The organism is Marinobacter sp., from assembly GCF_041595835.1.
Taxonomy (GTDB): domain Bacteria; phylum Pseudomonadota; class Gammaproteobacteria; order Pseudomonadales; family Oleiphilaceae; genus Marinobacter.
In genome coordinates this window covers 32,959-58,942 of the sequence record NZ_JBFHJO010000006.1, presented here as the reverse complement: position 1 = coordinate 58,942, position 25,984 = coordinate 32,959, and the positions used below count along the sequence as shown (strand labels likewise).

General features: G+C 53.2%; 23 protein-coding genes. 9 read left to right on the top strand and 14 right to left on the bottom strand.

From position 1 onward, the window contains the following. Nucleotides 1-45: 45 nt before the first annotated feature. Nucleotides 46-504 carry an ATPase gene (locus ABYA77_RS04245; protein ID WP_372964699.1) on the bottom strand — a complete coding sequence of 153 codons (459 nt, stop codon included), beginning with the start codon at nucleotides 502-504 and terminating at the stop codon, nucleotides 46-48. Between the two features lie 63 nt (nucleotides 505-567). Next, nucleotides 568-1,590 carry an acyltransferase family protein gene (locus ABYA77_RS04240; RefSeq protein WP_372964698.1) on the bottom strand — a complete coding sequence of 341 codons (1,023 nt, stop codon included), beginning with the start codon at nucleotides 1,588-1,590 and terminating at the stop codon, nucleotides 568-570. A gap of 172 nt (nucleotides 1,591-1,762) precedes the next feature. On the opposite strand from ABYA77_RS04240, the gene ABYA77_RS04235 reads away from it, so the two are divergent. After that, on the top strand, nucleotides 1,763-2,830 hold the full coding sequence (locus tag ABYA77_RS04235) for a beta-N-acetylglucosaminidase domain-containing protein (protein ID WP_372964697.1): 1,068 nt from the start codon (nucleotides 1,763-1,765) through the stop codon (nucleotides 2,828-2,830). A gap of 4 nt (nucleotides 2,831-2,834) precedes the next feature. Here the strand turns inward: ABYA77_RS04235 and ABYA77_RS04230 are convergent, their stop codons facing one another. Genes ABYA77_RS04230 through ABYA77_RS04220 form a run of 3 tightly spaced genes read right to left on the bottom strand, consistent with a single transcriptional unit; the run spans nucleotide 2,835 to nucleotide 4,789 of the window. Then, nucleotides 2,835-3,542 (bottom strand): SIMPL domain-containing protein, encoded by a 708-nt coding sequence (locus tag ABYA77_RS04230; RefSeq protein WP_372964696.1) that lies wholly within the window; start codon nucleotides 3,540-3,542, stop codon nucleotides 2,835-2,837. 26 nt (nucleotides 3,543-3,568) lie between these two features. Next, nucleotides 3,569-4,588, bottom strand: coding sequence for a ChaN family lipoprotein (locus tag ABYA77_RS04225; protein ID WP_372964695.1), 1,020 nt, complete (start codon nucleotides 4,586-4,588; stop codon nucleotides 3,569-3,571). Nucleotides 4,589-4,600: 12 nt separating this feature from the next. Continuing rightward, nucleotides 4,601-4,789: a CopG family transcriptional regulator gene (locus ABYA77_RS04220; RefSeq protein ID WP_372964694.1), complete on the bottom strand. Its 189-nt coding sequence runs from the start codon at nucleotides 4,787-4,789 to the stop codon at nucleotides 4,601-4,603. A 98-nt stretch (nucleotides 4,790-4,887) separates the two neighbouring features. Here ABYA77_RS04220 and dauA point away from each other — a divergent pair, with 98 nt between their 5' ends. Together dauA and ABYA77_RS04210 are read left to right on the top strand one after the other, a co-directional pair. Then, entirely contained in the window at nucleotides 4,888-6,630 is a 1,743-nt protein-coding gene (gene dauA / locus ABYA77_RS04215; RefSeq protein WP_372964693.1) for a C4-dicarboxylic acid transporter DauA, read from the top strand. Nucleotides 6,631-6,653: 23 nt separating this feature from the next. After that, nucleotides 6,654-8,603, top strand: coding sequence for a CASTOR/POLLUX-related putative ion channel (locus tag ABYA77_RS04210; protein ID WP_372964692.1), 1,950 nt, complete (start codon nucleotides 6,654-6,656; stop codon nucleotides 8,601-8,603). 25 nt (nucleotides 8,604-8,628) lie between these two features. Here ABYA77_RS04210 and ABYA77_RS04205 read toward each other — a convergent pair whose 3' ends face one another. Genes ABYA77_RS04205 through ABYA77_RS04195 form a run of 3 tightly spaced genes read right to left on the bottom strand, consistent with a single transcriptional unit; the run spans nucleotide 8,629 to nucleotide 10,866 of the window. Beyond that, a complete protein-coding gene (locus ABYA77_RS04205) occupies nucleotides 8,629-9,018 on the bottom strand; it encodes a CBS domain-containing protein (protein ID WP_372964691.1) in 390 nt (129 codons plus the stop codon). Between the two features lie 13 nt (nucleotides 9,019-9,031). Further along, entirely contained in the window at nucleotides 9,032-9,382 is a 351-nt protein-coding gene (locus ABYA77_RS04200; protein ID WP_372964690.1) for a P-II family nitrogen regulator, read from the bottom strand. Beyond that, complete coding sequence (locus ABYA77_RS04195) at nucleotides 9,379-10,866, bottom strand: DUF1538 domain-containing protein (protein WP_372964689.1); 1,488 nt, start codon at nucleotides 10,864-10,866, stop codon at nucleotides 9,379-9,381. Before ABYA77_RS04195 ends, ABYA77_RS04200 begins: the two co-directional genes overlap by 4 nt. A 306-nt stretch (nucleotides 10,867-11,172) precedes the next feature. On the opposite strand from ABYA77_RS04195, the gene ABYA77_RS04190 reads away from it, so the two are divergent. From ABYA77_RS04190 to ABYA77_RS04170, 5 genes are all read left to right on the top strand, one after another. Beyond that, nucleotides 11,173-12,762 carry an isocitrate lyase gene (locus tag ABYA77_RS04190; protein WP_372964688.1) on the top strand — a complete coding sequence of 530 codons (1,590 nt, stop codon included), beginning with the start codon at nucleotides 11,173-11,175 and terminating at the stop codon, nucleotides 12,760-12,762. A 403-nt stretch (nucleotides 12,763-13,165) separates the two neighbouring features. After that, on the top strand, nucleotides 13,166-14,047 hold the full coding sequence (locus ABYA77_RS04185; protein ID WP_372964687.1) for a dentin sialophosphoprotein: 882 nt from the start codon (nucleotides 13,166-13,168) through the stop codon (nucleotides 14,045-14,047). A gap of 53 nt (nucleotides 14,048-14,100) precedes the next feature. Beyond that, nucleotides 14,101-14,454, top strand: a complete 354-nt coding sequence (locus ABYA77_RS04180) for a hypothetical protein (RefSeq protein WP_372964686.1) — start codon at nucleotides 14,101-14,103, stop codon at nucleotides 14,452-14,454. A 13-nt stretch (nucleotides 14,455-14,467) separates the two neighbouring features. Beyond that, a complete protein-coding gene (locus ABYA77_RS04175; protein WP_372964685.1) occupies nucleotides 14,468-15,160 on the top strand; it encodes a C39 family peptidase in 693 nt (230 codons plus the stop codon). Nucleotides 15,161-15,164: 4 nt separating this feature from the next. Further along, nucleotides 15,165-15,656 (top strand): hypothetical protein, encoded by a 492-nt coding sequence (locus ABYA77_RS04170; protein WP_372964684.1) that lies wholly within the window; start codon nucleotides 15,165-15,167, stop codon nucleotides 15,654-15,656. 25 nt (nucleotides 15,657-15,681) lie between these two features. Here the strand turns inward: ABYA77_RS04170 and ABYA77_RS04165 are convergent, their stop codons facing one another. Both ABYA77_RS04165 and ABYA77_RS04160 read right to left on the bottom strand, forming a co-directional pair. Beyond that, a complete protein-coding gene (locus ABYA77_RS04165; RefSeq protein ID WP_372964683.1) occupies nucleotides 15,682-16,743 on the bottom strand; it encodes a transporter in 1,062 nt (353 codons plus the stop codon). Beyond that, on the bottom strand, nucleotides 16,740-18,134 hold the full coding sequence (locus ABYA77_RS04160; RefSeq protein ID WP_372964682.1) for a sigma 54-interacting transcriptional regulator: 1,395 nt from the start codon (nucleotides 18,132-18,134) through the stop codon (nucleotides 16,740-16,742). Before ABYA77_RS04160 ends, ABYA77_RS04165 begins: the two co-directional genes overlap by 4 nt. Nucleotides 18,135-18,476: 342 nt before the next feature. Here ABYA77_RS04160 and ABYA77_RS04155 point away from each other — a divergent pair, with 342 nt between their 5' ends. Next, nucleotides 18,477-20,303 carry an SLC13 family permease gene (locus tag ABYA77_RS04155; RefSeq protein WP_372964681.1) on the top strand — a complete coding sequence of 609 codons (1,827 nt, stop codon included), beginning with the start codon at nucleotides 18,477-18,479 and terminating at the stop codon, nucleotides 20,301-20,303. A gap of 12 nt (nucleotides 20,304-20,315) precedes the next feature. Here the strand turns inward: ABYA77_RS04155 and ABYA77_RS04150 are convergent, their stop codons facing one another. The 4 genes from ABYA77_RS04150 to purH form a co-directional block, all read right to left on the bottom strand. Next, nucleotides 20,316-21,896: a cation:proton antiporter gene (locus ABYA77_RS04150; RefSeq protein ID WP_372964680.1), complete on the bottom strand. Its 1,581-nt coding sequence runs from the start codon at nucleotides 21,894-21,896 to the stop codon at nucleotides 20,316-20,318. Nucleotides 21,897-21,976: 80 nt separating this feature from the next. After that, complete coding sequence (locus tag ABYA77_RS04145; protein WP_372964679.1) at nucleotides 21,977-22,945, bottom strand: alpha/beta fold hydrolase; 969 nt, start codon at nucleotides 22,943-22,945, stop codon at nucleotides 21,977-21,979. Between the two features lie 114 nt (nucleotides 22,946-23,059). Continuing rightward, the gene (gene purD, locus ABYA77_RS04140; protein ID WP_372964678.1) at nucleotides 23,060-24,346 is read right to left on the bottom strand and encodes a phosphoribosylamine--glycine ligase; all 1,287 of its coding nucleotides are present in this window, start codon (nucleotides 24,344-24,346) and stop codon (nucleotides 23,060-23,062) included. Nucleotides 24,347-24,367: 21 nt separating this feature from the next. Next, a complete protein-coding gene (purH, locus tag ABYA77_RS04135; RefSeq protein WP_372964677.1) occupies nucleotides 24,368-25,948 on the bottom strand; it encodes a bifunctional phosphoribosylaminoimidazolecarboxamide formyltransferase/IMP cyclohydrolase in 1,581 nt (526 codons plus the stop codon). Between the last annotated feature and the right edge of the window lie 36 nt (nucleotides 25,949-25,984).

Here is a 25,984-nt window from a genome sequence, read left to right as displayed (position 1 = left end):
GAATTACGACCTATGGCTAGGTGGCCGGGTCGAAAAGAGCCCGGGTCACAGGTCGTTCATTCGTCCTATCTGGCTGGCCATGAGCATGGCCTCGTGTTTTTCCAGTGATTTCAGACTTTCCAGCAGACTTTTGACGCTAGAAATTTCGGCTTTGCCAATCAAAGTGTCGTAGAGCTCCATAACCTGGTCATGAAAATCGAAAATATCGCGGGCAATATCGTCAAACGTCATGTTGGCATAGTCTGTGTTGCAGGAAGGATTTTTCTTGAGAGGCTTGTGTACTCCGTAGTCGTATAGCCTCGTTTGCAGGGCCTTCGGGTCAGCTTGTCTTTCGTATTCTGCTACAGCCTTTTCTAACAGAGCTTCGTGGCTGCTGATGTAGTCTAGCAGTGCGCTTGCACGTTCGTTTTTGTGCCTGTCCGCAGACTCGTGAAGGCAACGGGCAAGGTGAGCATGAAGTTGTTTGGTCCAGTCGATCAGGTCCTCAAAGGTTTTGATTTCCATAGTGTTGTGCTCCAGTCAGAGTTGCAAAGTGATCTTTTGTGGTTTCAGTCTAGTTAATATTGTTCACTGCGTAGAATCAACCCGGAGCACTCGCCATCGGCGGAAAGCGCTCAGAGCGGGTTTCTCCACTCCGTAATGTACGGCTGAGGCAAGGCCGAGTGCAGTGATCAGCGCGATTGCAACGCCCGCTGGTCCGGGCAATCCGATCTGGTAAGAAAGACGGATCATGCCATAGCCAATGTTCTGGTGTAACAGGTACAGCGTGTAGGAGATACTGCCAAGCCAGAGTATGCCGGGCCTGGATAGAATGTTCAGATAGCCCGCAGATGCCAGGATAAAAAGGCCATAGCAGCTTAAAACGAACAGGTTGTAAGGAGCTTTATAGGCGATCAAACAGTGGCCGATGGTCAGGGCCAGTAACGTAATGTCGGCTGCAGGTGGCTTGCTGTACTTATACCAGCGAAAGATCAACATGCCACTGATGAAAAGCGGTGCATACCGAACAAACAGAAGGTCTTTCACCAGAAAATCTAAAGTGTCTGGTATGGATTTCCACCACAGAACGCCTATGTAGCTGATCGCTGTCCACAGCCAGAATACCGGGCGGAGCCTTTGCCAGCTGTTTAATCCGTAAAACAATAGTGCGATCCACACATAGAAGGTGGCTTCAATCACTAAGCTCCAGTAGGCACCGTCTACATGCGGGTGGTCCAGATATTCGTGCAGGAGCGTCATGTTCAGAAGGGCCGAGCCGGGGCCTACTGCGCGGTCCGCCGGACCCAGCCAATGAACCGAAAGAAAGGTCAGGGCTATAGCAGCCCATAAAGCAGGGAGTAAACGGAATGCCCGAGCCAAAGCAAACCAGCGGGCCGTCCGGGTTCGTTCCAGCGTCATGAAGATGACAAAGCCACTGAGCATGAAAAACAGATGAACGCCGTAACGCCCGAAATCCAGAAAAGAGGGGACGCTGAAGTCGTGCCCGTACAACTTGTGGTAGTAGGGCAGATAGTGGAACAGAACCACGCCTAATGCAGCGATTCCACGCAGTGCGTCCAGAGCGGTCAGGCGGTTTTGCTGGGCTTGCATAAGATGAGTTGGTTCCGGCGCTAATGTTTGCCCATCATAGCCGGGATGGCTTTGGACCAGGTATACGATTTCGTTTCGAGGTGCTGGCAGTCGGTTGATGATCAGAGGCCCTGACCAGGCACGTACTTGAGTATATGATGTAGGAAAGCCAGAGTCAGGGAGCAAACAATGTATGGCAGTTGAACTCGGTGTGATTGAGGGTTTTTACGGCCCGATGTGGAGTTGGGCTGAGCGCCGCAGGCTGTTGAAGACTCTGGCGATGCACGGCTATGGTTTTTACCTGTACGCCCCCAAGGCTGATCCCTATTTACGCCGGCGCTGGCAGGAGTCTCACCCGGCGGAAGAACTTAATGAATTGGTGGAATTTGCCCGCTTGTGCCAACACCAGGGCGTCCGTTTCGGGGTTGGCTTGAGTCCGTTTGAAATCTTTAATCACTTTAATGACGCGGCTCGTGAAGCCCTGGCCAGCAAGCTGAAAGTGCTGGACCGGATAGGCGTTCAGGAACTGGCTATTCTGTTTGATGATATGCGCCCGGAAACAACGTCACTGGCAGGCACTCAGGCTGAGATTCTGCGCTGGGTTAAAGCTCATAGTGGTGCAACCACCTTCAGCATGTGCCCTACCTATTATTCGGATGACCCGGTGCTGGATCGAGTGTTTGGTGAGCGTCCGGCGGATTATCTTGAAACGCTGGGTGCTGAGCTTGATAACGATGTCCGGGTTTTCTGGACCGGTGAGGAAGTGTGCTCCCGGGAAATATCCCCCGGCCACCTGAAGCGGGTGGGGGATCGTTTGGGGCGCAAGCCGGTGCTGTGGGATAACTATCCGGTGAATGATGGTGACCGAATGTCCCGACACCTGCATTTGCGTGGATTTACCGGGCGACCTGCCGCGAACGCCGCATACCTGGCCGGCCATGCTATCAACCCGGCGTTGCAGCCTGTGCTGACAGCGATTCCTGCGCTCACCTTGGCGGAATCTTACCGGTTGGGGCCAGACTACCAATACGGACAGGCTTTTGAGCATGCGGCCAGAGAACTTCTCGGTGACGAACTGGCGAGCCAGATTCGGAGGGATATACTGAGCCTTCAGGACGCCGGGTTATGGAGGCTCAGTGAGGAGCGCCGGGAAGCGCTGGCCCACACTTATGACGCCTATGATCATCCCGCAGCCAGTGAAATCATGCGCTGGCTGGCTGGGGATTATCAGGTGACCGATGAAATGGTGCAAACCCAGTGACGGGTTAATCCAGGTAGTAATCAAAGGTTGAAACGACGCGCACGGTTTTCACGGGTTGTTGCTGTTCGGAGATGCCGGGGGCCTGGTCCCGGGCCAGAATCTGAAAGACACCTTGGTTAGCCCTGCGCAGGCCGCCAAGGCTGGCGTTGGCATCTCGGGCAAACTGTGAGGCGGCGGTTCTGGCCGCTTCGGTGGCCTCGGCAATCATGTCCGGTTTGATGTCGTTCAGGCCACTGAATAAATAAGTCGGGCCGCCGGGGCCGTAATCAGAGGACAAAAGCACACCCGAGTCTACCAGCTCGCTGACGTTCTGGGCGGCCTGGCGAATACGTTCAATTTGTGTGCTGCGAACCATCAGCGTTTGGTTGATGATGAACTTTTGCTCGCCTTCGACCTGGTAGGGGTTGGCGCGAGTGTCGGTAACATCCAGCCGCTGGAGTTCTACCGAACTGCTCTCGATGGCTTGAAGCTTCAGGAATGCCATGATGGCTTCGCGGCTGCCACGGGCTCTTTCCTGGGCTTGTTCAAGAGTCTTGCCTGTGGCAACAAAGCGAATGGGCCATAAAGCCAGATCTGCTTCTACTTCCCGCTCTGCCACGCCTTTAACTGTGACATAACGATCTCCTGTTTTCAGGCCGGTCAGTCCGTCCCGCAATAATGAGGCTGAGAAAATGACACTCAGGCCAAGGATGAGGGCAACGATGACTTTCATACTTCAGTTCCTTTTTTCGGTATTGCTCATTGTTCAGCAGTGCAGTGGGCATCTGAGCGCTTGCTGAAACGCTCTTTCATGGCTTTCTTTTGCCTGTCACTGTCACGAAATTCCTGAGGCAATGGCTGGATCAGGTAAAGGTAATCGCCTTTATTCAGTTTGTCTTCCAGTGCTGCTGAAGATTCTTCGGCTGACCAGAGTACCGGGCTTAAAACAACAATGGAAAGCTCTGGTGCGCGCTTTTTCAGCAGGGCAACGGTACCGAGTTTCTCTTCGCTGTGAAAGGTTCCGGTGAGGTGCAGGACCTGGTGGTCAGGGTACAATTCCCTGGCCCTCAAAATACGCGTAGCCATGGTGTTGTCGCGAATGAGCTGAGCTTTGTAGATATTGTTCATCTGTTCAGAGATGGCCGAATCGCTGGTGCCGTGGCTGCCGGTTATTGCTTCAATGAATTTTCCCCGGTAGGCCGGGGTGTCCATAAACGGCTGTTCGGGGAGTTGTTCGCGCTGATCATCGGGCAACCTTTTGAGGTAGTCGGGGCCTGCACGGCCGATACAGCGTACGACATCCGCTGGGGCGTTGGCTGCGATAACCGGGAGCTTATGGCGGCGCGCAAATTCAATCAGCGGTCGGTAAGATCCGCGGTAATTATCCCAGGCATCGGCGTCTTCCATCATCTCCGTCTCACCGGTGGCGCCCTCAAGGTAGTCATCCAGAGCACTCTGGTGGTCCAGGTTGAATTGCTCCATGGTAAGGATCTGACGTGGGTTGAGGTTGAACAGGTGCTGGAGCAAACGGGTTTGCAGAAGATGGGAGGCCTGATGACCGTGATATTCTCCGACAACTACGACATCGGCCTTCGATAAGGCATTAGCTGTCGCTGTAATAGAAACAGGCTGGCGACTGTTGGCGTCTATCACTACGCTATCGTAGAGCGTTTCAGGTTTGGTGGCACTAAAATCAGGCTGCGGCTGGATCAGCGAACAGCCTGATGTAGCGAGCAGGGCAAAGGTGATCGTTGCCAGAGAGTATTTCATCGTGGGCATGGTGCTGCCTGTTTAATCGAGGTTTTCAGCGCGTTTTTCACGCCAGTTTTCCCCTAGTTTTTGTTCCACATACTCGCGGATGAATTGCCGGACTTTCTGTGAGGGCGTGACATCTTCCTGTTTACAGAGTTCCTCAAACGCGGCTTTTTTATCCGGGTCGATTAAAAGGGTGAGGCGGGCTGTGCGATTCTCTTTTGTCATGGTTCAAAACGCTCTTATTATGTTAATCAGGTTAACATTGAATGTAATTTTAATGAGCATATAATTGTGAAGATGTCTTCGCAACCGGGAGTTGGTTCATGTCACACCGTGCTCATCTGTTTTCTTTGAGATTTGCCCACGCAGTCCGTGAAGCCTGTATTGATGAGCGATACACTCGTGGCCGGTTTCTGAAGGATTTGATGGCCGGCGTTACCGTCGGCATTATTGCGATTCCTCTTGCTATGGCGCTGGCGATTGCCAGTGGTGTGGCGCCCCAGTATGGTCTGTATACAGCCTTCATTGCCGGCTTCATTATCGCTTTGTTTGGCGGCAGCCGGTTCAGTATTTCCGGTCCCACGGCGGCTTTTGTTGTCATTCTTTATCCTATTGCCCAAAGCTATGGTTTGGGTGGGTTGTTGCTGGCCACGCTGATGTCTGGCGTGTTGCTGGTCATGATGGCTCTGATGCGGCTGGGCCGGTTTATTGAATATATACCCGAGTCAGTCACCCTTGGATTTACCGGCGGCATTGCGGTGGTGATTGCCACTTTGCAAGTGAAAGACTTCTTTGGGCTGTCGGTTGAGAGTATGCCTGAGCATTACTGGGACAAACTGGCGGTGCTGGCTCAGCAAATGCCTGCAATGGACAGTATGAGCACGCTGGTAGCCGGGGCTACCCTGGCAGTTATGTTGCTCTGGCCTAAGTTGAAGACTCCTGTTCCTCCGCACCTTCCAGCGGTGGTCATCGGCAGCCTGTTAGCATTTTGGTTTAATTCGAACGGCGCGGCCGTTGAAACCATTGGTTCCCGCTTCAGCTACCTGTTGCCGGACGGCAGCACGGGAGCCGGCATTCCTCCGTTCCTGCCGGAATTTTCCTGGCCCTGGCAACAACTGAACGCGGAGGGTCAGCCGGTTGGTTTGTCCTGGAGTATGGTTCAGGAATTGTTGCCTGCAGCGTTCGCCATCGCCATGCTTGGCGCAATTGAGTCCTTGTTGTGTGCCGTAGTATTGGATGGCATGACCGGCAAGCGCCATAGCGCCAATAGTGAGCTGATGGGGCAGGGCATTGGTAACATCGTTGTGCCGTTCTTTGGTGGTATTACTGCGACCGCAGCTATTGCCCGTTCTGCTGCCAACTACCGGGCCGGGGCTGAATCGCCCGTATCGGCCATGATCCATGCTTTGGTGGTGTTGCTGGCGCTGGTGTCACTGGCAGGGGTTCTTGCGTATCTGCCCATGCCAGCAATGGCGGCTTTACTGATTATGGTAGCCTGGAATATGAGTGAAGCTCCTAAGGCTGTTCATCTTCTGAAGACCGCTCCCCGGGCGGATGTGTTGGTGTTTCTGGCATGCTTCAGCCTGACGGTTGCGCTGGATATGGTTATTGCTATCACCACCGGGGTGTTGCTGGCGGCCGTGCTGTTTATGCGGGAAATGGCACAGATGACAAAAGTCACGGATATTTCCGGTAATAAGCGGGTGGCGCAGGCAGGTCTGCCTGAAGGCTGGCAGGTGTTTAAAATCAATGGCCCGTTGTTCTTTGCGGCAGCCGACCGGGTGTTTGGGGAGATGGCGGCATTATCTCAACAGGCTCGCGGTATTGTGCTGTATATGGATGGTGTGACTGTACTGGATGCCGGTGGGTTGTCGGCACTCAACAAATTGATCGCCAGTTGCCGCGAGTCCAGGACCGAAATTCTTATTGCTGACCTTCAGTTTCAGCCTTTGCGGACTCTGGCACGCGCCGGAGTGAAGCCGGAGCCCGGTGTCAGCAGTTTCTACCCCACGTTGGCTGCGGCTCTGGAGGCAGCATCTTCTGGCACTCGTGAGAATCTGAGTTAAACTGCCTTCAAAAGAGGGCTGTCATGCTTCCATTTCGGATTGTCGATCGAGTTAAATTCATAGTAGAACGCCAACTTGTAAAAGGTGCCGGCTTCCAATTATTGGTTGTCGGCCTTTTTATTGGGCTGATTTCATTAGTGGGAGGCTTGCTGGTCGTACCCCAGGGCGGCGATTTTGATGATCCTGCTGCGGCTATTTGGTGGGCATTCTTACGCCTGACGGACCCGGGTTACCTGGGCGATGATGTGGGCACATGGCAACGTATCGTCTCAACTCTTTTGACCATCCTTGGTTATGTGGTGTTCATGGGTACGCTGGTGGCGATTCTGACCCGCTGGTTGATCGCAAAAATGTCAGATCTGGAACGAGGGCTCACACCTGTCACCTTGAAAAACCATATGGTGGTTCTGGGCTGGACGGCTCAAACGCCTCCTCTGGTGGCTGAGCTGTTTGGCTCGTCAGGCCGGATGCGGCGTTTTCTTGAAAAGCATGATACTCAAAGGCTTCGGCTCGTTTTACTGGCGGAAGAGGCGGGTGCAGAGCAGTTATATGAGTTGCGAAGCGAACCGGGTGTGGGCCGCCGCGCCCGAGAGGTTATTTTGCGAAGTGGCTCGGCCATTCAGCCGGATGCCCTGCACCGCGTGGCTTGCCTGGATGCTGCAGCGGTGATTGTGCCTAGCCAGGGGCATAATGCGGACAGCCTGGTAACCTCGGATGTTGAGACCGTTAAGGCGCTTCTTTCCATTGCCGCTCAGGCTCGTCACTTCAATGCACCGCTGCCATTTGTGGTCGCAGAGATCCAGGATATGCGCAAGCTGCCTGTGATCGAGCGGGCATACCCCGGAGCTGTTGAAGTGGTTGCCGGTGATGCCACGATCAGTCGCTTGATGGTTCAGAACGTTCTTCACCCGAATCTATCCGAGGTTTATAACGAATTGCTGACAGCCGCAGCCGAGGGCAATGAAATTTTTGTCCGAGGTGGTGAAACTGCTGAAGGTCTGACGGTAAGAGAGCTGGCCACACAGCGGCCTCACGCGATTGTGTTGGGGCTCCTGCACCCGGTTGAAGCGGGCGGCTGGAGAGTGAATCTGTTGGCGCCATCTGACACCGTTATTCAACGCGACGATCGTGTCGTGCTGTTGGCGAGAGATTACGAGCACACAGGGGTAGACCCGAAAACGGTACCTTTGGCTCCGATAAACCGAATGGCAATGCCAGCGGCACATCACGTAACTTCCGGCAAGCATCGGGTACTGGTACTGGGATGGAACCGACGAGTACCAAGCCTGGCTTCTGAGTTTGGGAGCTACCCTGGGCGACAGTTTGAACTGGATATCGCGTCTGCCACGCCATTGGATGAGTGTCATCGGGAAATGTCCCGTTACGGTGTTGATTTAGAAAAAATAAACGGCCGTTTGCTTGAGGCTGATTATATGGATGAAGAGGAGCTCAGAAAGCTGAATCCGTCCTCTTACCAGACTGTTATGTTATTGAGCAGTGATCGCATAGGGTCAGACGAGGAAGCTGATGCCCGAGCCATGGTGGGCTATCTGCAACTGGAAGATATCCTGGCGGAAGCTTCAGTACGACCTCAGGTTACTCTGGAGCTGAGCGACCCGGATAACCGTCACCTGATGTATGGTCATCAGAGTGAAATATTGATCAGCCCGATGATTCTCAGTCATGTGCTGGCCCAGGTAGCCCTGCGCCGGGAGCTAAGAGTGGTATTGGATGAACTGTTTACGGCAGGCGGCGCAGAGATTCAGTTTCGTGATCCGCAAGACTACCCCTTGCCGGCCAGTGCAGATTTTCAGTTGCTGGAGAAAATTGTCGCGGCAAACGGTGAGATTGCGTTGGGTGTACGCCGGAAAGTGGCAAACGAGCGCGGCCGGCATTTGGAGATGAACCCTCCACGCAAACAATATTTGGACTTGCAGGAAGGCGATCAGCTACTGGTGATGTGCCAGAGCTGACTCGCAAGGGACCTGGCTGGTGGAATTAATCGATGGTGTCCAGCAGGGCGTCCATAATGTCGTCCATCACCACAAACCCGCGGAGTTCGTTGTTCGAAAGTACCAGCAGGCGTTTGACCCGATACTCTATCATCAGGCTGGCGGCGTGTTTGAGTGCCAGATCCTCGCCCACGCTGATTACCGGTTTGGCGCACACGTCATAAACGTTCAGCAGATCAATATCACCACTATCTGCAACAACGGATTTAAGCACGTTGGTGTAGGTGATCAGGCCCCATGCGTCATTCTCATTCTGCCGGTCTACAACCAGAGATTTCACGTTGTGACGCTTCATCAGTGACAGAGCTTCGCGCAGGGTAGCGAACGGTGAAATGTTGATGATGTTGGATACCATCACATCTTTGACCAACTTCATGGGCTATCTCCGATCAGAGTGAATCTTTCATGTGTTGTTCGAATTTCTCGACCTGAGCTATGTCAATGCCGGCCAGGTGTTCCAGTGGGACTGTGAAAATCAGCCCCTGGGAACATTTAGGGTCAGGCATAATCACTTTTTGCAGTGCCTTCAGTATGTCCAGAGACAGCCCTTTTTCAAGAACCATCAACAATACGCTTTGGCTACCATCATAAGTGAGCCCGAAGAATGTTTTTTTCGACGTATTACTGATACCCCGGCCAGACACCAGCGTGATGCCGCCAGCACCTAGTTCTCTGGCAGCATCTATACATTCCTGTTCTTGTTCTTCTGGAACAATAGCGACAAGCGCGGAAAACTTCATGGGTGCACCTCTCTACGGTCCGCCAGCCATTGCATGAGAATGGCGTATAGCATCACAGTGATAATGGGGAATATGGAAGCGAAAGCAATCAATCCGAAGCCATCGATAAGAACGCTCCGGCCGTCTATGTTGGACGCCAGCCCGATGCCCAGCGCCGTGACCAGAGGTACGGTGACCTCTGATGTCGTGACCCCGCCGAGATCATAGGCCAGAGCCACAATGTATTTGGGAGCCATGACGGTCAGAAGAATAACCAGGGTATAGCCGCCGATGATGTAGTGGTGTATCGAGTCACCAACGATGATCCGGTGTACACCGATGCTAATGCCGATGCCGACCCCAAAAGCAACAAGCAAACGGATTGCATTGCCATTGATGCGCCCTGCAGCCGCTTCTTCGGCTTGCTTGCCTACGGCAAGCAGCGCAGGTTCTGCCATGGTGGTTGCAAAGCCGATCATAAAGGCGAATAGATAAATGAAACCGAATTGCTCCAGCTCTATGAGTTGTTCTGCCATGCTGGTGCCAATAGGGAATAGCCCTAGTTTAAGGCCGACAACGAACGCATATAGCCCGAGAATAACCAAAAGGAAACCGAACAGAATTTTTGGCGGATTAGATAGTCCGCGACGCAGCACGATGTATTGGAAAAACAAAATGGTGATGATGATGGGTAAAACGTCGCGGATCATGCTGGCCAGATCCAGTAGCATTTTTAACGGGCCTGAAAGGGGCTGCGCTTTAGCTTGCTGAATCACTGCAGTCGCGCCTTCTGTTGCAGCTCCGCTGTATACAATAGCTCCGTAAAGCTGGACGGTTATCATGGGTACCATCACTGCCAGTGCAACCAGACCAAAACCGTCAGTCAGTGGGTTTCGGCCGCGAATAGACGCCGCAAGGCCGATACCTAAGGCTGCAATCAGCGGAACTGTCACGATGTTGGTTGTCACGCCGCCAGAGTCGTAAGCAAGCCCGACAATCTCCGGGGGAGCAAACCAGGTAACCGTAACTACGGCGGCATAACCTATGATCATGAACCAGTGCAGGGGGTAACCAAAGATGGTTCGGAACACCCCTAAAGCGATGACAACCCCCACCGAGATGGCAACCAGAAGCCTTAAAGTGAGTGCATTAACTCTTCCCTCACTGATGAGCTGAGCCTGTTCGGCAACCGCGATCAGGGCGGGTTCCGCGATGGCGGCGGAGAATCCCATGGCAAAGCCGAAGGAAAGCAGGATGGGAACAGAGCCTTTGCGGGCAAACTGATTGGAGAGGCTTTTGCCAACAGGGAAAATGCTGAGCTCAAGCCCCTGAAGAAACAGCGCGACACCGACCGCGACAATCAGAAGGCCGAAGGTCATGCTCAGGGTGTTATCCGGTACCTGCTGAAGAATCGCCAGCTGGAAAAAAATCACGACCGCGATAATGGGCAGAAGATTTTTCAGGGCATGAAGCAGGGAGAGGCTAAAAGCCCGAATGTAGAACACTGGTAACCTCTGAATTAGGGCTATAGCACCCGTTAGAGTGATCAAGTGATTGAATCATAGCACTTTGGAGCGAGCTTGAAATGGTGAAGTCGGTTAAATAGGCGCAGGCAATGCATTGATGTTTATTGGTATTCATTGGATGAATGCCGAAAATACATAATATAAATTTCAATTATAAATTCGAAAGCATTAAAGTGTCGTCCAACGTCAGCCAAGGCCTGTTTTCTGAGCCTGAGGTTGGCCTCGGATACTGCTTGGCAGCAGCCTCCGCACCTTTTGAACACAAACGTAGAAAGGATAGAGATCATGCCCTACATGCAAGACGTCGATCAAATCGCTTCCATCGTGAAGCAGAACCCGACCTGGAGTGCCATCAACCCTAAGCACGCTGCTCGCATGCGCGCCCAGAACAAATTCAAGACTGGTCTGGATATCGCTAAGTACACTGCCAAGATCATGCGTGAAGACATGGCTGCTTACGATGCTGATAGCTCCAAGTACACTCAGTCTCTGGGTTGCTGGCACGGTTTTATCGGTCAGCAGAAGCTGATCTCTATCAAGAAGCACTTCGGTAGCACTAAGCGTCGTTACCTGTACCTGTCTGGCTGGATGGTTGCTGCTCTGCGTTCTGAGTTCGGTCCTCTGCCTGACCAGTCCATGCACGAGAAGACTGTTGTTTCTGGTCTGATCGAAGAACTGTACACCTTCCTGCGTCAAGCGGATGCATGGGAACTGAACCACATGTTCCGTGACCTGGAAGCCGCTGAGAAAGCTGGTGACAGCGCCAAGGCTGCTGAACTGATCAAGCAGATCGACAACCACGAAACTCACGTTGTTCCGATCATTGCTGACATCGACGCCGGTTTCGGTAACGCTGAAGCAACTTACCTGCTGGCCAAGCAGATGATCGAAGCGGGTGCGTGCTGCATCCAGATCGAAAACCAGGTTTCTGACGAGAAGCAGTGTGGTCACCAGGACGGTAAAGTAACTGTTCCTCACGCCGACTTCCTGGCCAAGATCAATGCTGTACGTCTGGCATTCCTGGAACTGGGCGTGGACGATGGTGTTATCGTTGCTCGTACCGACTCTCTGGGTGCTGGCCTGACCAAGCAGATCGCTGTAACCAATGAGCCGGGCGACCTGGGTGACAAGTACAACTCATTCCTGGATGGCGAGTACATTGAAAGCGCTGACCAGATCGAAAATGGCGATGTTGTGGTTAAATCCAACGGCAAGCTCCTGAAGCCGAAGCGTCTGCCTTCTGGTCTGTTCTGCTTCAAGCCGGGCTCCGGTGAAGACCGTGTTGTTCTGGATTGCATCACCTCTTTGCAGAACGGCGCTGACCTGCTGTGGATCGAAACCGAGAAGCCTCACGTTGGCCAGATTGCTTCCATGGTTAACCGTATCAAGGAAGTTGTGCCTGACGCGAAGCTGGTTTACAACAACAGCCCGTCCTTCAACTGGACTCTGAACTTCCGTCAGCAAGTATTCGACGCAATGAAGGCTGAAGGTAAGGACGTATCTGCATACGACCGTGCTAACCTGATGAGCGCTGAGTACGATAACACTGAACTTGGCAAGCTGGCTGACGAGTGGACTGCTAACTTCCAGCGCGACGCATCTCGTGAAGCTGGTGTGTTCCACCACCTGATCACTCTGCCGACTTACCACACTGCAGCTCTGTCTACTGACAACCTGGCTAAAGGCTACTTCGGTGACGAAGGTATGCTGGCCTACGTTAAAGGTGTACAGCGTGAAGAAATCCGTCAGGGCATCGCTACTGTTAAGCACCAGGATATGGCTGGTTCTAACATCGGCGACGACCACAAGGAGTTCTTCGCAGGTGATGCTGCGCTGAAAGCCGGTGGTGCCGACAACACCATGAACCAGTTCTAATCGAACGGTCTGGTTTGTCACTCCCGGGCTAGCCCGGGGGAAAAAGCCCCGCCTGATGGCGGGGCTTTTTTGTGCCTGCTCTGGAAGTGTTGCTGCAGTATTGAGCTTTTACACCAGGTTTGTGGCTTATGTCCCTGAAGCACAGAGGGAAAGCCCTTAATGCCACAATTTTGTTAAAAATAGTGTTCCATTTCTGAAACAGATTTGCCTCGCCCTTGTTTTTTAGCCCCTTCGTTATTGTTGATAAAAATCGCTAATAATCAGTTGCCTGTGGTTTTTTTTATAAGGCTGGCACGAGAATCGCTCCCTTCCTGAGGTGTGGATCTTAGCCCTGATGGCTTTTGCAGCGAATGAGTTGGGTCGGGATCCCTGACAAGCCAACAACCTCAAAGGAATTGATGTCATGAATACTAAAAAAAGCATGCTAGCGATTGCTGTGGCCCTGGCTCTGGGAATCTCAGGAGCAGCACTGGCTGAGGATGACCAGGGAGGTGATGGAAGCCCAAACACCAACGCGGATAATACGTCTAACGCCGCAACAAACTCTGGAAATGACAGTTCCACGAATACCGATAATTCGAATAACTCGGATAACTCTGACAACAGCGCTGATCTGAACGATGCGTTCAAGATTGCGGACAGTGGTAACAACATGTCTGATAACTCAGATAATTCGGATAGTTCGAATAATTCTGATAACTCTGACAACTCCGATAGCAGCACCAGTGTGAGCGATGCGTTTAAGATTTCCGACACCGGTAACGATATGTCGGATAATTCGGACAACTCAGACAACTCAGACAACTCCGATAATTCTGACAGCTCGGATAACAGCACCAGCGTGAACGACTCGTTCAAGATTGCTGACAGCGGTAACGACAACTCGGACAACTCGGATGCCTCCGATAATTCAGACAATTCAGATAACTCGGATAATTCTGACAACTCGGATAACAGCACGAATGGCTCATATAACACAGCGAACAGTGACAGCAGCGACAACAGTGACAGCTCGAACAACAGCGTTACTGAGCTGAATCTCTCGCTCGAAGTGTTTATGAATGAGGCTGAACTTAATGGCAGCGTGAGTGGAACTAACGTGACCTATGGTTCCGTTAATGCGGATGGATCCTACACAGAAGCCCGTGCCTCTAATGAGATCTCCGGAGGCTCTGCCAACTTCACGGGTGTAGGTGCCTTCGCCCAGAACGCAGGCGTCGGAAGTGTGACGCAAGCCAACGTGAGTGTTATGTCCAACCTGACCGCAGGCGGCGGCTCCAACTGAGCAAGGCGAGCCACACTCATTCGTGTGGCTCGATTCCCGCCGGGAGGCGAGTCATGACAAACATCATCAGAGGAACATTGAAAGCTGCATGTCTGTTTGTTGTTTTTGGATTTTTAGTTGGAGGTGTTGCAGCTGAAGAGTGGTTGGGTTTGCAGCCGATGAGTGCCGGGCAGCTTGAGAGCGCCAGCGGGCGACAGGGAATTCCTCTTCAGTGGCAACTCAATGATAACCAGCAAAATGCGGTGGTAACGGGCAACAAGCTATCGGGCACTTCGTTTACCGGAGATAACCTGATATCCGATCATGCGTTTGAGAATATGAGTGGTATCGCCACGGTCATTCAGAATACGGGGAACCAGGTGGTGATTCAGGATAGTACCCAGGTGAACATTCTTATCAATCGCTGACAGGAGGTGGGCCATGGTTAAGCAGATGCGTGTTTTATGTGTCGCGGGTGCTGTGTTGCTCTGGTCCACCGCTTATGCCGGAACTGTCATCCTGCCGGGATTAAGCAGCGGGCTTCAGGTGGACGTACAAAGCTTCAAAGAGCAGCGCTTCAGTTCTGTCATACAACAGCAGTACGACTTCAGTTGCGGCTCTGCGGCGATCGCCTCCCTGCTTTCTTATCATTACGATCATGAAGTCACGGAACAAAAGGTGTTCTCTGGAATGTTTTCTTTGGCTGATCCGGAGAAGGTGCGCATGGAAGGTTTTTCCATGCTGGACATGAAACGGTTTCTGGAATCTGAAGGTTATCAGGCTGATGGCTTTCGTATGCCGTTATCAGGCTTACGGAAGAAGGTTAGCTTACCGGTGATTGTTCTTTTGAATCTAAATGGGTTTCGACACTTTGTTGTGATCAAAGGGATCAGTGACGATGAAGTTTATGTTGGCGACCCAGCTCGCGGGCTAAAGGTTTATTCCAGGGTAGCGTTTGAGCGTTACTGGAATGGCGCCGCCTTTGTTATCCGCAGCCACCTTGAGCAGGGGCGCCGGACCTTCCTTGCCGATGGAGGTTGGCCGCAGATCGTTCGGGCGCCTTTGTTTAAAGGTCAGGAAGGCCCGCCACTTGGCCATACTTTGCCGCATTGGCCACAAATGAGGGAGTGGTAATGCAATGGGTAGCATACAACGAATTGTTATCAGGAGTCTGGCTCCTGTATTGATCAGCGTGACATTTCCCGCCGTGGCCGAACGTGCTTTTATGACCCCAACGTTGAGTGACAATGAGCTTGCCGCGCAAAGAGGTGGCTTTGTTTTAAATAATTTGGAAATTTCGATTGGGCTGGAGCAGGTGATCTCCTTGAATGGTGAGACCCTGGCGATTAATCGGCTGAACATCCCCAACCTGAATCAGGTCGTGAGCGGGGCCTCGGTGCCATACGAGGTGGATGCGGTGCTAAGCTTGATCCATTCCGGGCAGGATGGGCAGGCGCTCATATCCGCAACCTCCGGAACCGGCGGGTGGATGACGCTGATTCAGAATGATCTGAATGGTTCTGTTATCCGGAATGTACGGCAACTTAATATCGAGCTGAACAACCTGGGGTCTGGTTACCGGCTACCGGACAATCTGCGTGAGCCGATGCTGCAGATGCTCGGACACTGACTCCTGTAAGTATCCGCCCTTTTGCCTAGAGGCTTATTGGCAGCTTCAGCGTGATCTCACTATTAGGCGCATTTTCGGTGACTCCAATGCTGACGGTCAGGCTGAGGCTGGTACTGGAGGTCAGTCGTTGAGACAGCCCGAAAGATAATGAGCCTATCTGAATGCTGTCGAAGTTAGCTGAAAACAGGTCGATGTTGCGTTCATACGTCGTTTTTCGGATCACCGAATGATCATAACCCAGGCTGAAGGATGTGCGCTCGTTGAAGGCGAACCCCATGCCGAAGCCAAATCGGACTACGTCTCCTGGGTTGACCGTATTCCCGTTCTGATAGCCTTTTTCATCCTTCAGGGTATAAACGTAGCTCAGGTTGCCATAGAGCACTGCAGGGTCTGACGGGTAGATAAATGATAGGCCCGGCTCAAAAGACCAGAAGCCGGAACCTGTTGGCCGTTCTGCCAGTTCAATACCTATGGGATTGCCTTGGCTATCATTAATAACCTGCTGATCAACGTCGTATGGGCTGTCTCCGGTTGGTGCTTTTACCCGAAATGAGCTAATGATATACGGCCAGCCTTCAAGACCATCGTTCAGTTGATAGCGAACGGAAAGTTCAACATCACCCAAGCCATCTCCCGAAGATTCCCGCAACGTATCGACAGGTGTGCCTTCAAATGCCTCTCGCTCCCTCAGATCCTCCTGGATGCTCAAATATGGCACCCGCACGGCTGCCTCAAAACGGCTGGTAAAGCCATATTTGAGTGAAACTGCGCCAACAAAAATATCGCGCTGAATTTCTGAGATATTAATCAGGCCGACCAGCAGTGCAGGAATCACCGTATAGCCTTCTACCGCAACCTGCGTAGCGTTGCTATGTGCATGGGAAAGTGAGGGCTCAATAGTGAACCGGCCTGGTTGGGTGACAATGCCCCGGTCAGAGGTGATTGACGCGATCTCTGAGGCTTGTTCACTCTCTTGTTCTGCGTGATTAGAGCCTGTTCGGAGCTCCGTCTGTTCCGGTTGCGCTAAAGCGATGACCGGGCTCAGGCATACGCTGATAGTCAGTAGCAGGCGAGTCTGAATACTCATATTGAATCTCCCGTAGGGTCAGGCTTTTGTTTGAAGGAGTGGCCAGTTGGTGGGTGAGGGTTGTACTTGTCGAGGAGTCGGTATAGTGATGCCCGGGATATCTTCAGGAGCCTGGCAGCCTCTGAGAGGTTGTTGTTTGCCAGCCGGAGGCTGCACATCAAAGCCTGTTGATCGGCTTCGTCACGAAAGGCTTTGAGGCTGAGGTTGGATGGCTGGTCCGTGTCTGGGGCGGGCGGGCGCAACCCAAGATCACTGGCCTCTATAACTGAACGATCGCTGAGCAACGCCCCCCGCCGCAAACGGTTCTGTAATTCCTGAAGATTGCCAGGCCAGGAGTGGTTCACCAGACTCTGAACAGCTCCTTTGCTCAGGCGTTTCCGTTCGGCATCCGGGAAGGTTGTTTCAAGGAGAGAATGAGCGAGTTGGGCTATGTCCTCTCGTCTGTTTTTTAAGGGCGGAAGTGTCACTTCAAGGCTACCAAGCCGGAAGTAGACGTCGCGTCGGAATAGCCCGAGTGAAACCAGTTCAGGTAAGGGCTGGGTTGTGGTCGTGATGATTCGGCCATCAACCCGAATCCGGGTGTTGCCACCGACACGTTCAATCTCGCCTTCCTGGAGAAAACGCAGGAGTGCAGACTGTTGTTCCAGGTGTAGCTCGTTAATACCGGAAAAAACCAGTGATCCGCCATTCGCTTGTTCAAGGCGGCCTTGGTGCGAACAGAGCGCGCTGGTGAAGGCTCCTTTTTCATAACCGAACAACTCGCTTTGAGTAAGGGTGGCAGGCAAGGCTGCGCAGTTAATGAAAATCAGTGGGCCGGTAGCACGGATAGAGTTGGCGTGAACAAACCGGGCGGCAGCATCTTTGCCTGTGCTACTTTCACCATTGATTAATACCGGCTCTAGTGTGGCTGAAAATCGTCGGAGCAGGCTGAGCGTGTGACGTATGGCCTGGGAGCGTCCTTGAAGGGCCAGGTCCCCATAATCGTGTTGGGCAGGGCTGTTGGTCGTGTCCAAAATTGACGCCATTCCCCATAGGTGCCCAAGTACAGTATTAAGGCGTGTGTAATCTACCGGTTGTGTATGGAAGTCTGAGCAATAGCGAGCAATCAGATTAGCCGGGTGAGCGCCGCTTGCAGGGCGCCGGGGGGATATAGCAACCCAGTAGGTAAGCCCGAGTGCTTCAAGCCAGCCTTCAAGCCAGTGCATATTTGCCCCTGCTTGTTCCGGGAACTCCAGAACGCCAACCCTGGCCCTGTCAGGGACCGCGGTTAACAGAGGGACCGATTGATCAAAACTGAAACTGGTTAGGCTCCAGTTTTTCTCCAGTTCTTTTTGTACACCGGTGTTAGTGTTTGCCGCTGACAACCAAACAAGCGGTCGCTTTTCCATCATGGCAGTTCTCCACTGGAGGGGTGCCTTGGAAATAGGACTGCCAGCCGTTCAGGATTAGGGTGATTAACCGGTACTTCAAAGACTCCGGTCACTGTCCTGTGTGACCCGCTGAGACTGCATTCTGCAGTCATGATTATCTTTTCGTTCAGGCAGATTGTGTGCCAGAAACCATATAAAGACAGCTATACAGAAGGTTGCGAATAGCATCTTTTTTGTATGGCCGGAAGTTGTATAAATGGCTGACGTTTTTCGGCTTCCTGTCTGCGCCGGGGCCGAGTTCTTGCCCAACTTTGACCTGGCTTTGCTGTATTCTGGTGAGTATTTAAGAAAAGGAGGTCGCCCTTGAATATTGAGCAAGGCACGGTATTTGCGGTGCTTGGGGTGACCCTTGCCCTGTTTGTGTGGAACCGGTTGCGCTTTGATGTGGTTGCTATGCTGGCGCTGCTGGCGATAGCGGTTGCTGGCCTGGTGCCAACGGAAGACCTTTTTGCCGGTTTTGGTCATCCTGCGGTTATTACTGTAGCTGCTGTTTTGGTGATCAGCCAGGGGCTGGTCAATAGTGGTTTTGTGGATGCCATCGCCAAGCTGTTAGGAAGGGTCGGGCGGAATGCTGTGCTTCAGGTGATCACGCTGACGGGTGTGGTTGCCTTGTGTTCTGCTTTTATAAATAACGTGGGTGCGTTGGCGCTGTTAATGCCTGTTGCTATCTGGATGTCCCGGAAGTCTGGTCGTTCTCCTTCGCTCCTGCTTATGCCTCTGGCATTCGGTTCGCTCTTGGGTGGGACCATCACATTGATTGGCACACCGCCGAACATCATTATTGCCAGCTACCGGGAAGCAGGGACCTTCGGGTTGGTGGATTTCGCGCCAACCGGTCTGGCGATCACGGTGGCCGGAATTGCGTTTATTGGCCTGGTGGGCTGGCGCTTCACACCAAAGCGTGAGGACCCGGCCGGCGATGAAAAGTTGTTCAATGTAGGTGATTATGTGACGGAGCTCCAGCTGCCGGAAGGCTCCGATTATGCCGGCAGCACTCTTCATGACCTTCTGACCTCCGGCGAAGAGGATAAAAGTATTGTGGTGCTTGCCCTGATCCGTGATGACAAAAGCTCGTCAGCACCGTCGCCATATCAGGTGTTGCGGGCAGGGGATGTGCTGTTGGTACAAGCCGACACTGAGAGCCTTCAGGAGTTTGTGGATAACACCGGCCTGACATTGGCGAACGTGGTCGAAGACGATGATGAGCCTGGTGAGTCGCAGCTGCCGGGCAAAGCAGGTCGATCCCGGGAAGATAAAGAAGAAGAAATTGTCACGGGCGATGTCCGCCTGACTGAAGCTGTGATTACGCCATCCTCCCCGTTGATAGGCCGAACGACTAACCGCTTTAATCTGCGCGAACGGTATGGGTTGAATATAGTGGCGATTGCTCGTCAGGGACACCGGTTGAAACAGCGCTTGTCAGACACCCGCTTCCAGTCCGGGGACATTCTCCTTGTTCAGGCCTACGAGAGCGCACTGATGGCAACTCTGCAAACGCTGGGATGCCTGCCTTTGGCAGAACGGGAATTAACCCTGGGACGGCAGAAAAGCCTGTGGCTGGCGGGAAGTTTGTTCATGGGGGCCATTGGTCTGATCCTTTCTGGCGTGCTGGCGCCACCTGTGGCCTTGGTTGGCTGTGCTGTGGCCATGGTGTTGGTGAAGCTGCTTGATGCTTCGGAAGCCTATAAAGCGATTGACTGGTCGGTGATTGTTTTGCTTGCAGCGATGATTCCCGTAGGCCAGGCGTTGGATACGACCGGCGGGGCCGACCTGATTGCTGAGCAAATACTGAGCGTGGCAGAAGGGCAGGCCGGCTGGGTTGCTCTGGCGATTATTCTGGTAGGTTCGATGCTGTTGTCTAATGTGGTGAACAACGCAGCTGCAGCGGTTCTGGTGGCGCCGATTGCGTTAGGTCTTTCGTACCAATTAGATCTGTCGTCTGATGCTGCTTTGATGGGGGTAGCCGTGGGGACGTCTTGTGCATTTATTACGCCTATTGGTCATCAATCTAATGCTCTGGTGATGGAGCCAGGAGGTTATCGTTTTGGTGATTACTGGCGGCTTGGGTTGCCTTTGTCTGTTGTTGTAGCTGTTGTAGCGGTTCCCGTGATCCTGTGGATGTGGGCCTGACCTGAGTCTGGCTCAACTAGCCAGTTTAGGATCTGGCAGGGCAACCTCCGAAATTCTTTGCTGGAGGTGACTGGCCAGGGCTACGCCAGTTTCGCTCATCGTGAGGTAGGTTTCGTCGGCCCCTGCTTCGCGAATGCGTTCAGCTTCGTCTGGGTACATGGTGTGAGCGACAATGTAGCCAGTAAAGCCAAGCTTTCTTAGCATCCTCGCGGCAATCAGTTTTGCCTCTATATCACTCATGGCAAGAATGACCGCTTCCACGGATGGCATGTGGAGTGCTTCCCAGAAAGTATTGTCTTCGGCATCGGCATAGACGACGTTGCGTCCTTCTGCCTTGTGCCGTGTTACTTTGGGCATGTCGGAATCTAATGCCATCAGTTTTGATTCTGTCGCACTTAACCAGTCATAGGCGGCGGTGCCGGTTCGCCCCATCCCCATGACAAGAACGCGAGTGTCGCCAAGAGAAATCGGCAGTTCATCGGGATGTCTCCGATGACTTTCAAAGGGGAGGAGGCGACGGCTCAAACGTTCATATAGAGGATGGGCGAGGCGGTTTAATGGCGCAGAAACCAGAAAGGACAGCGCGACGGTTATAGCCAGTGGCACCAGCCACTCAGGTAGCGCAATACTGGCGACAATCAGGCCGAACTCGCTGTAGTTGGTCAATGCCAGAGATGTCAGAAAGCTGCTTCGGGCTCGTAGCCGGAAAACCAGCATCAAGAAGAAAAACAGAATGCCTTTAAGCGGCAGCACCAGGGCCGCCACAATGGCAAAGATGATGGCATCGATACCCGGCAGGCCGCCGATACCGATCTGCAAAAAGAAGCCAACCAGAAAGATTTCTTTCACACTCCACAGCGACTTGGCCAATTCCTGGCTGCGAGGGTGATTTGCCAGAATAGCTCCGAAGATGAGCGCGCCCAGTTCTGAGCTTAGCCCGACGGCCTGAAAGCCCAGTCCGCCAAGAACCAGTGCCAGTAGCATGCCCAGTAACACCAGCAGTTCTTCATGGCCACTGGCATCCAGCAGTTTGTACAACAGGGGGCGCAACAATGGCAGACCAAAAACAATGAGCGCCCATTGGGAGGGTGTCTGGCCTGCAGCCAGGCTCATTACCACGAGGGCAATCAAATCCTGCATGATCAGGATGCCAACAGATACTCGCCCGTGGAAGGCATTGAGTTCACGTTTGTTTTCCAGAACTTTTGCAGCCAGCACGGTCGAGGAAAATGACAGGGCAACGGCCAGCATAAAAGCCACGTACCAGGTAATATCCATAATCAGGTAGATGCCGGGGGTAAATACCAGACACGTAATGGCAAAGTGCAGCAGGCTGCCGCCAATGACTTCAGGGCTAATAACGGATTTTAGTTTGAGTTTGAGCCCCACAGTAAACAGCATGAGCAGCACGCCCAGATGGGCGATGTGGGCCAGTATCTCTGTTGGTTCCGGGGAGATGGGCACCGACGGATTGGCGGCAAGGGCGCTAAGTACAAATCCAGCGCTCAAATAGCCAATCAGTGGTGGAAGGCCAATACCCTTGATCAGCAGGCCGAGTGCAAAAGCAAAAGAGATCCAGATAGCTTCAGGCATGAGAGGCTCTTTCAGGATGAACGGATATTATCCGGTGCAAGGCTACCTTGTTTTCCCTGTTCGTTGAAGTCGGCCATCGTCTATTGTTTGGCTTGTTGATCTGAGTCGGCTTGTGAAAGATAGGGCCTGGCAAATTCAAGAAACAGGCGAGCGGACTCTTCCGGTGCTTCGATCATTGGTGCGTGGCCAATGCCTTCGAGTAGTTTCAGTTGTGAGCCTGATATTGCCTCTTGAAAGAGTATGGCGTTTCGGTAATCAAGAATACGATCTTCTTTGCCCCACACGATCAGCACTGGACCTTCGATTTGCGTTATGGCGTTACGAAAATCAGATTCAAAGCCGGCTTCTTGTATGTCAGTAAAAATCACTTTGTTTATTTCCTGATTCGCGATGGCCTGCTCTTCCATAACGCTCAACATGGGCCAGGGTATAAATGGCCGCTGTTCCATTGCAAATTCCATCAGACGCTCAAAATCACCAGGTTTTGTCGGAATAAGGGGGTTGTCGCCTGCGACCACCAGCTCGAGCAGTTTGTTTTTATGTTCAACGATGCCGGCCGGGTCAAATAAGACGGCCGTTTTAATTTGTTCAGGGTAAGTGGCGGCATAAAGGGCTGTGATGGCGCCGCCCATGGAATTGCCGAGCATGTGCATTTCGTTAATATTCAGCGCCGCGAGAATGCCAGCGAGATGACGGACTTGTTCTTCCAGTTGATACCCCAGGTCCAGTGGCTTGCTGCTGTCGCCATGGCCGGGAAGGTCAATAGCGTAAACGTTGAAGTCGCCAGTGAGTTCCTTGGCCAGCCGGGTCCAGTTATCCTTGTTGGCACCAAAGCCATGAATGAGAACGATGGTGTCACCGCTGTTGGCTTCTGAGTTTCTCAGGTATGCGATGTTCAGATCACCGACAGAAATGCTATCGGCCTTAAGGCCGGCGGAGGATCGCTCCCAGCCAATGGCTGTTTCATAGATGTCGTGCCGGGAGCACGCGCTGATAAGCAGAATGGATAACAGTATGAAGGCAGCAGTAACAGGCGATCTCTTCAACATTTGGGGGGTTCCTGGCGGCATTTGTTATTTTTTCTTTATGAGTAATTTACAGTACTCTATAAAAAAGCCCGGTCAATGACCGGGCTGACAATGCTCCTGAATCCACTATGAAATTCAGCTTTGTTCCCGGGCAATAGCTCGGTAAGCAATGTCTTTACGGTAGAACACGCCGTCCCACTCAACCTCTTCAGCCAGTTTGTAGGCTCGTTGCTGAGCTTCGGTAACGGTGTTGCCAAGAGCCGTGGCGCAGAGTACACGGCCGCCGTTGGTTACGACTTCACCGTCTTTCAGGCGGGTGCCGGCGTGGAATACTTTCTCGCCCTCGACTTCGGCTTCCGGCAGACCGGAGATCACGTCGCCCTTGTTGTAGTCGCCAGGGTATCCGCCTGCGGCCAGAACGACGCCAACAGAAGCTCGCTCATCCCATTCAGAATCGCATTGGTCGAGTTTGCCATCTACGGCCGCAAGAGACAGTTCAACCATGTCTGACTTCATGCGTAGCATGATTGGCTGGGTTTCCGGGTCACCGAAGCGGCAGTTGAATTCGATCACCTTGGGCGCGCCGTTGGTGTCGATCATCAAGCCTGCGTACAGGAAACCCTTGTAGGGGTGCCCTTCTGCTGCCATGCCGTTGACGGTGGGCATGATCACTTCGTCCATAATGCGCTGGTGTACATCTGCAGTCACGACCGGTGCCGGTGAGTATGCGCCCATGCCTCCGGTGTTAGGGCCGGTATCGCCGTCGCCAACACGTTTGTGATCCTGAGAGGTGGCCATGGGCAGTACGTTTTTGCCGTCCACCATTACAATGAATGATGCTTCTTCGCCATCCAGAAACTCTTCAATAACGACACGGCTGCCTGCATCGCCGAAGGCATTGCCCGCCAGCATATCCCGGATGGCGTCTTCAGCTTCAGCCAGAGTCATCGCGACAATAACGCCTTTACCTGCCGCCAGACCGTCAGCCTTAACGACAATTGGTGCACCCTTTTCACGAACGTAGGCCAGAGCCTCGTTGACGTCGGTGAAGTTGGCGTAATCTGCGGTCGGGATATTCTGTCGGGCCAGGAAGTCCTTGGTGAAGGCTTTAGAACCTTCCAGTTGGGCTGCCCCGGCGGAGGGGCCGAAAATGCGCAGACCTCGCTCTTCAAACTTGTCTACGACACCGGCAACCAGCGGAGCTTCCGGGCCAACGATGGTCAGGCCAACGTTGTTTTGCTCGGCAAAGTCAGCCAGGCCTTCCAGGTCCATAACGTCCAGCTCGACGTTTTCCAGGCCGGGCTCACGGGCGGTGCCAGCGTTACCCGGAGCTACGAAAACTTTGTCGGCCAACGGAGATTTTGCTGCTTTCCAGGCCAGGGCGTGCTCACGCCCGCCACTGCCGATAATCAGAATGTTCATGTTGTTCTCCTGAATCCTAAATCAGTGACGGAAGTGGCGCATGCCGGTAAATACCATGGCGATGCCGTGCTCGTTGGCGGCATCAATGACTTCTTGATCCCGCATGGAACCACCTGGCTGTATAACAGCGGTGATACCCGCTGCGGCGGCGGCATCGATGCCGTCACGGAACGGGAAAAAGGCATCAGATGACATCACCGAGCCTTTTACTTCCAGGCCTTCATCTGCGGCTTTGATTCCGGCGATTTTTGCGCTGTAAACACGGCTCATCTGGCCCGCGCCGACACCAATGGTACGGCCGGCTTTTGCGTAGACGATGGCGTTAGATTTAACGTATTTGGCCACTTCCCAGGCGAACAGCAGGTCGCTCAGTTCTTGCTCGGTCGGCTGACGCTTGGTGACAACTTTGACGTCTTCCATGGCAACCACACCCAGATCGCGATCCTGAACCAGTAAGCCGCCGGTTACACGCTTGTAATCCATGGCTTGGGCACGCTGGCCGTCAAATTCGCCACAGGCCAGCAAGCGTACGTTTTTCTTGGCGGAAACGATGTCGACTGCCTCCTGAGAGACGCTGGGGGCGATAATGACTTCCACAAACTGACGATCAACGATGGCTTGAGCAGTTTTGGCATCCAGCTCGCGGTTGAAGGCGATGATGCCGCCAAAGGCTGACGTCGGGTCAGTGGCAAAGGCCAGGTCATAGGCTTGCAAAATATCGGCACCAATGGCGACACCACAAGGGTTGGCGTGCTTAACGATGACGCAGGCCGGGTCCGCAAATGGCTTCACACACTCCAGAGCAGCATCGGTGTCGGCTATGTTGTTGTAGCTGAGTTCTTTGCCTTGTAGCTGCTTAGCTGTGGCCACACAGGCTTCGCGCGGGCTGCGTTCAGCGTAGAAGGCTGCGCGCTGGTGTGGGTTTTCGCCATAACGCATGTCCTGAACTTTTACGAACTGGGTGTTGAATGTGCGAGGGAAGTCGGCATTGTCATTATCCGGGGTGCGGCCGCCCAGATAGTTGGCGATGGCGCCGTCGTAGCCTGCAGTGTGTTCGAAGGCTTTTACGGCCAGGTCGAAGCGAGTGCTGTAGGTCAGCTGGCCGTCGTTGTTGTCCAGTTCGTTCAGTACCCGGCTGTAGTCAGAGGTGTTTACCACGATGGCAACATCGTTGTGGTTCTTGGCTGCGGCACGCACCATGGTCGGGCCACCAATGTCGATGTTTTCAATGGCGGTGGCCAGGTCGCAATCCGGTTTTGCGATGGTTTCTTCGAATGGGTACAGGTTGACCACCACCATGTCGATGGGGTCGATGCCGTGCTCGGCCATGATGGCGTCGTCAGTGCCGCGACGCCCTAAAACACCACCGTGAATTTTTGGGTGTAGTGTTTTTACACGGCCGTCCATCATTTCCGGGAAGCCGGTGTAGTCAGAAACCTCAGTTACTGGAACCTGGTTTTCCTGAAGCAGACGGAAGGTCCCGCCTGTGGATAGCAGTTCAATGCCGCGTTCGCTAAGGGCACGGCCGAAATCGACGATGCCGGTTTTATCACTCACGCTGATAAGAGCGCGACGGACGGGAGTATTAGCCTGATTTGCCATGGGTCACTTTCTTCGCTGGTCAGATAAGCCGGATAT

Bases quoted from the DNA above. Each gene is read 5' to 3' on its own strand.
- ABYA77_RS04245 (WP_372964699.1), bottom strand. From the start codon at position 504: ATGGAAATCAAAACCTTTGAGGACCTGATCGACTGGACCAAACAACTT.
- ABYA77_RS04240 (WP_372964698.1), bottom strand. From the start codon at position 1,590: ATGCAAGCCCAGCAAAACCGCCTGACCGCTCTGGACGCACTGCGTGGA.
- ABYA77_RS04235 (WP_372964697.1), top strand. From the start codon at position 1,763: ATGGCAGTTGAACTCGGTGTGATTGAGGGTTTTTACGGCCCGATGTGG.
- ABYA77_RS04230 (WP_372964696.1), bottom strand. From the start codon at position 3,542: ATGAAAGTCATCGTTGCCCTCATCCTTGGCCTGAGTGTCATTTTCTCA.
- ABYA77_RS04225 (WP_372964695.1), bottom strand. From the start codon at position 4,588: ATGCCCACGATGAAATACTCTCTGGCAACGATCACCTTTGCCCTGCTC.
- ABYA77_RS04220 (WP_372964694.1), bottom strand. From the start codon at position 4,789: ATGACAAAAGAGAATCGCACAGCCCGCCTCACCCTTTTAATCGACCCG.
- dauA (WP_372964693.1), top strand. From the start codon at position 4,888: ATGTCACACCGTGCTCATCTGTTTTCTTTGAGATTTGCCCACGCAGTC.
- ABYA77_RS04210 (WP_372964692.1), top strand. From the start codon at position 6,654: ATGCTTCCATTTCGGATTGTCGATCGAGTTAAATTCATAGTAGAACGC.
- ABYA77_RS04205 (WP_372964691.1), bottom strand. From the start codon at position 9,018: ATGAAGTTGGTCAAAGATGTGATGGTATCCAACATCATCAACATTTCA.
- ABYA77_RS04200 (WP_372964690.1), bottom strand. From the start codon at position 9,382: ATGAAGTTTTCCGCGCTTGTCGCTATTGTTCCAGAAGAACAAGAACAG.
- ABYA77_RS04190 (WP_372964688.1), top strand. From the start codon at position 11,173: ATGCCCTACATGCAAGACGTCGATCAAATCGCTTCCATCGTGAAGCAG.
- ABYA77_RS04185 (WP_372964687.1), top strand. From the start codon at position 13,166: ATGAATACTAAAAAAAGCATGCTAGCGATTGCTGTGGCCCTGGCTCTG.
- ABYA77_RS04180 (WP_372964686.1), top strand. From the start codon at position 14,101: ATGACAAACATCATCAGAGGAACATTGAAAGCTGCATGTCTGTTTGTT.
- ABYA77_RS04175 (WP_372964685.1), top strand. From the start codon at position 14,468: ATGGTTAAGCAGATGCGTGTTTTATGTGTCGCGGGTGCTGTGTTGCTC.
- ABYA77_RS04170 (WP_372964684.1), top strand. From the start codon at position 15,165: ATGGGTAGCATACAACGAATTGTTATCAGGAGTCTGGCTCCTGTATTG.
- ABYA77_RS04165 (WP_372964683.1), bottom strand. From the start codon at position 16,743: ATGAGTATTCAGACTCGCCTGCTACTGACTATCAGCGTATGCCTGAGC.
- ABYA77_RS04160 (WP_372964682.1), bottom strand. From the start codon at position 18,134: ATGATGGAAAAGCGACCGCTTGTTTGGTTGTCAGCGGCAAACACTAAC.
- ABYA77_RS04150 (WP_372964680.1), bottom strand. From the start codon at position 21,896: ATGCCTGAAGCTATCTGGATCTCTTTTGCTTTTGCACTCGGCCTGCTG.
- ABYA77_RS04145 (WP_372964679.1), bottom strand. From the start codon at position 22,945: ATGTTGAAGAGATCGCCTGTTACTGCTGCCTTCATACTGTTATCCATT.
- purD (WP_372964678.1), bottom strand. From the start codon at position 24,346: ATGAACATTCTGATTATCGGCAGTGGCGGGCGTGAGCACGCCCTGGCC.
- purH (WP_372964677.1), bottom strand. From the start codon at position 25,948: ATGGCAAATCAGGCTAATACTCCCGTCCGTCGCGCTCTTATCAGCGTG.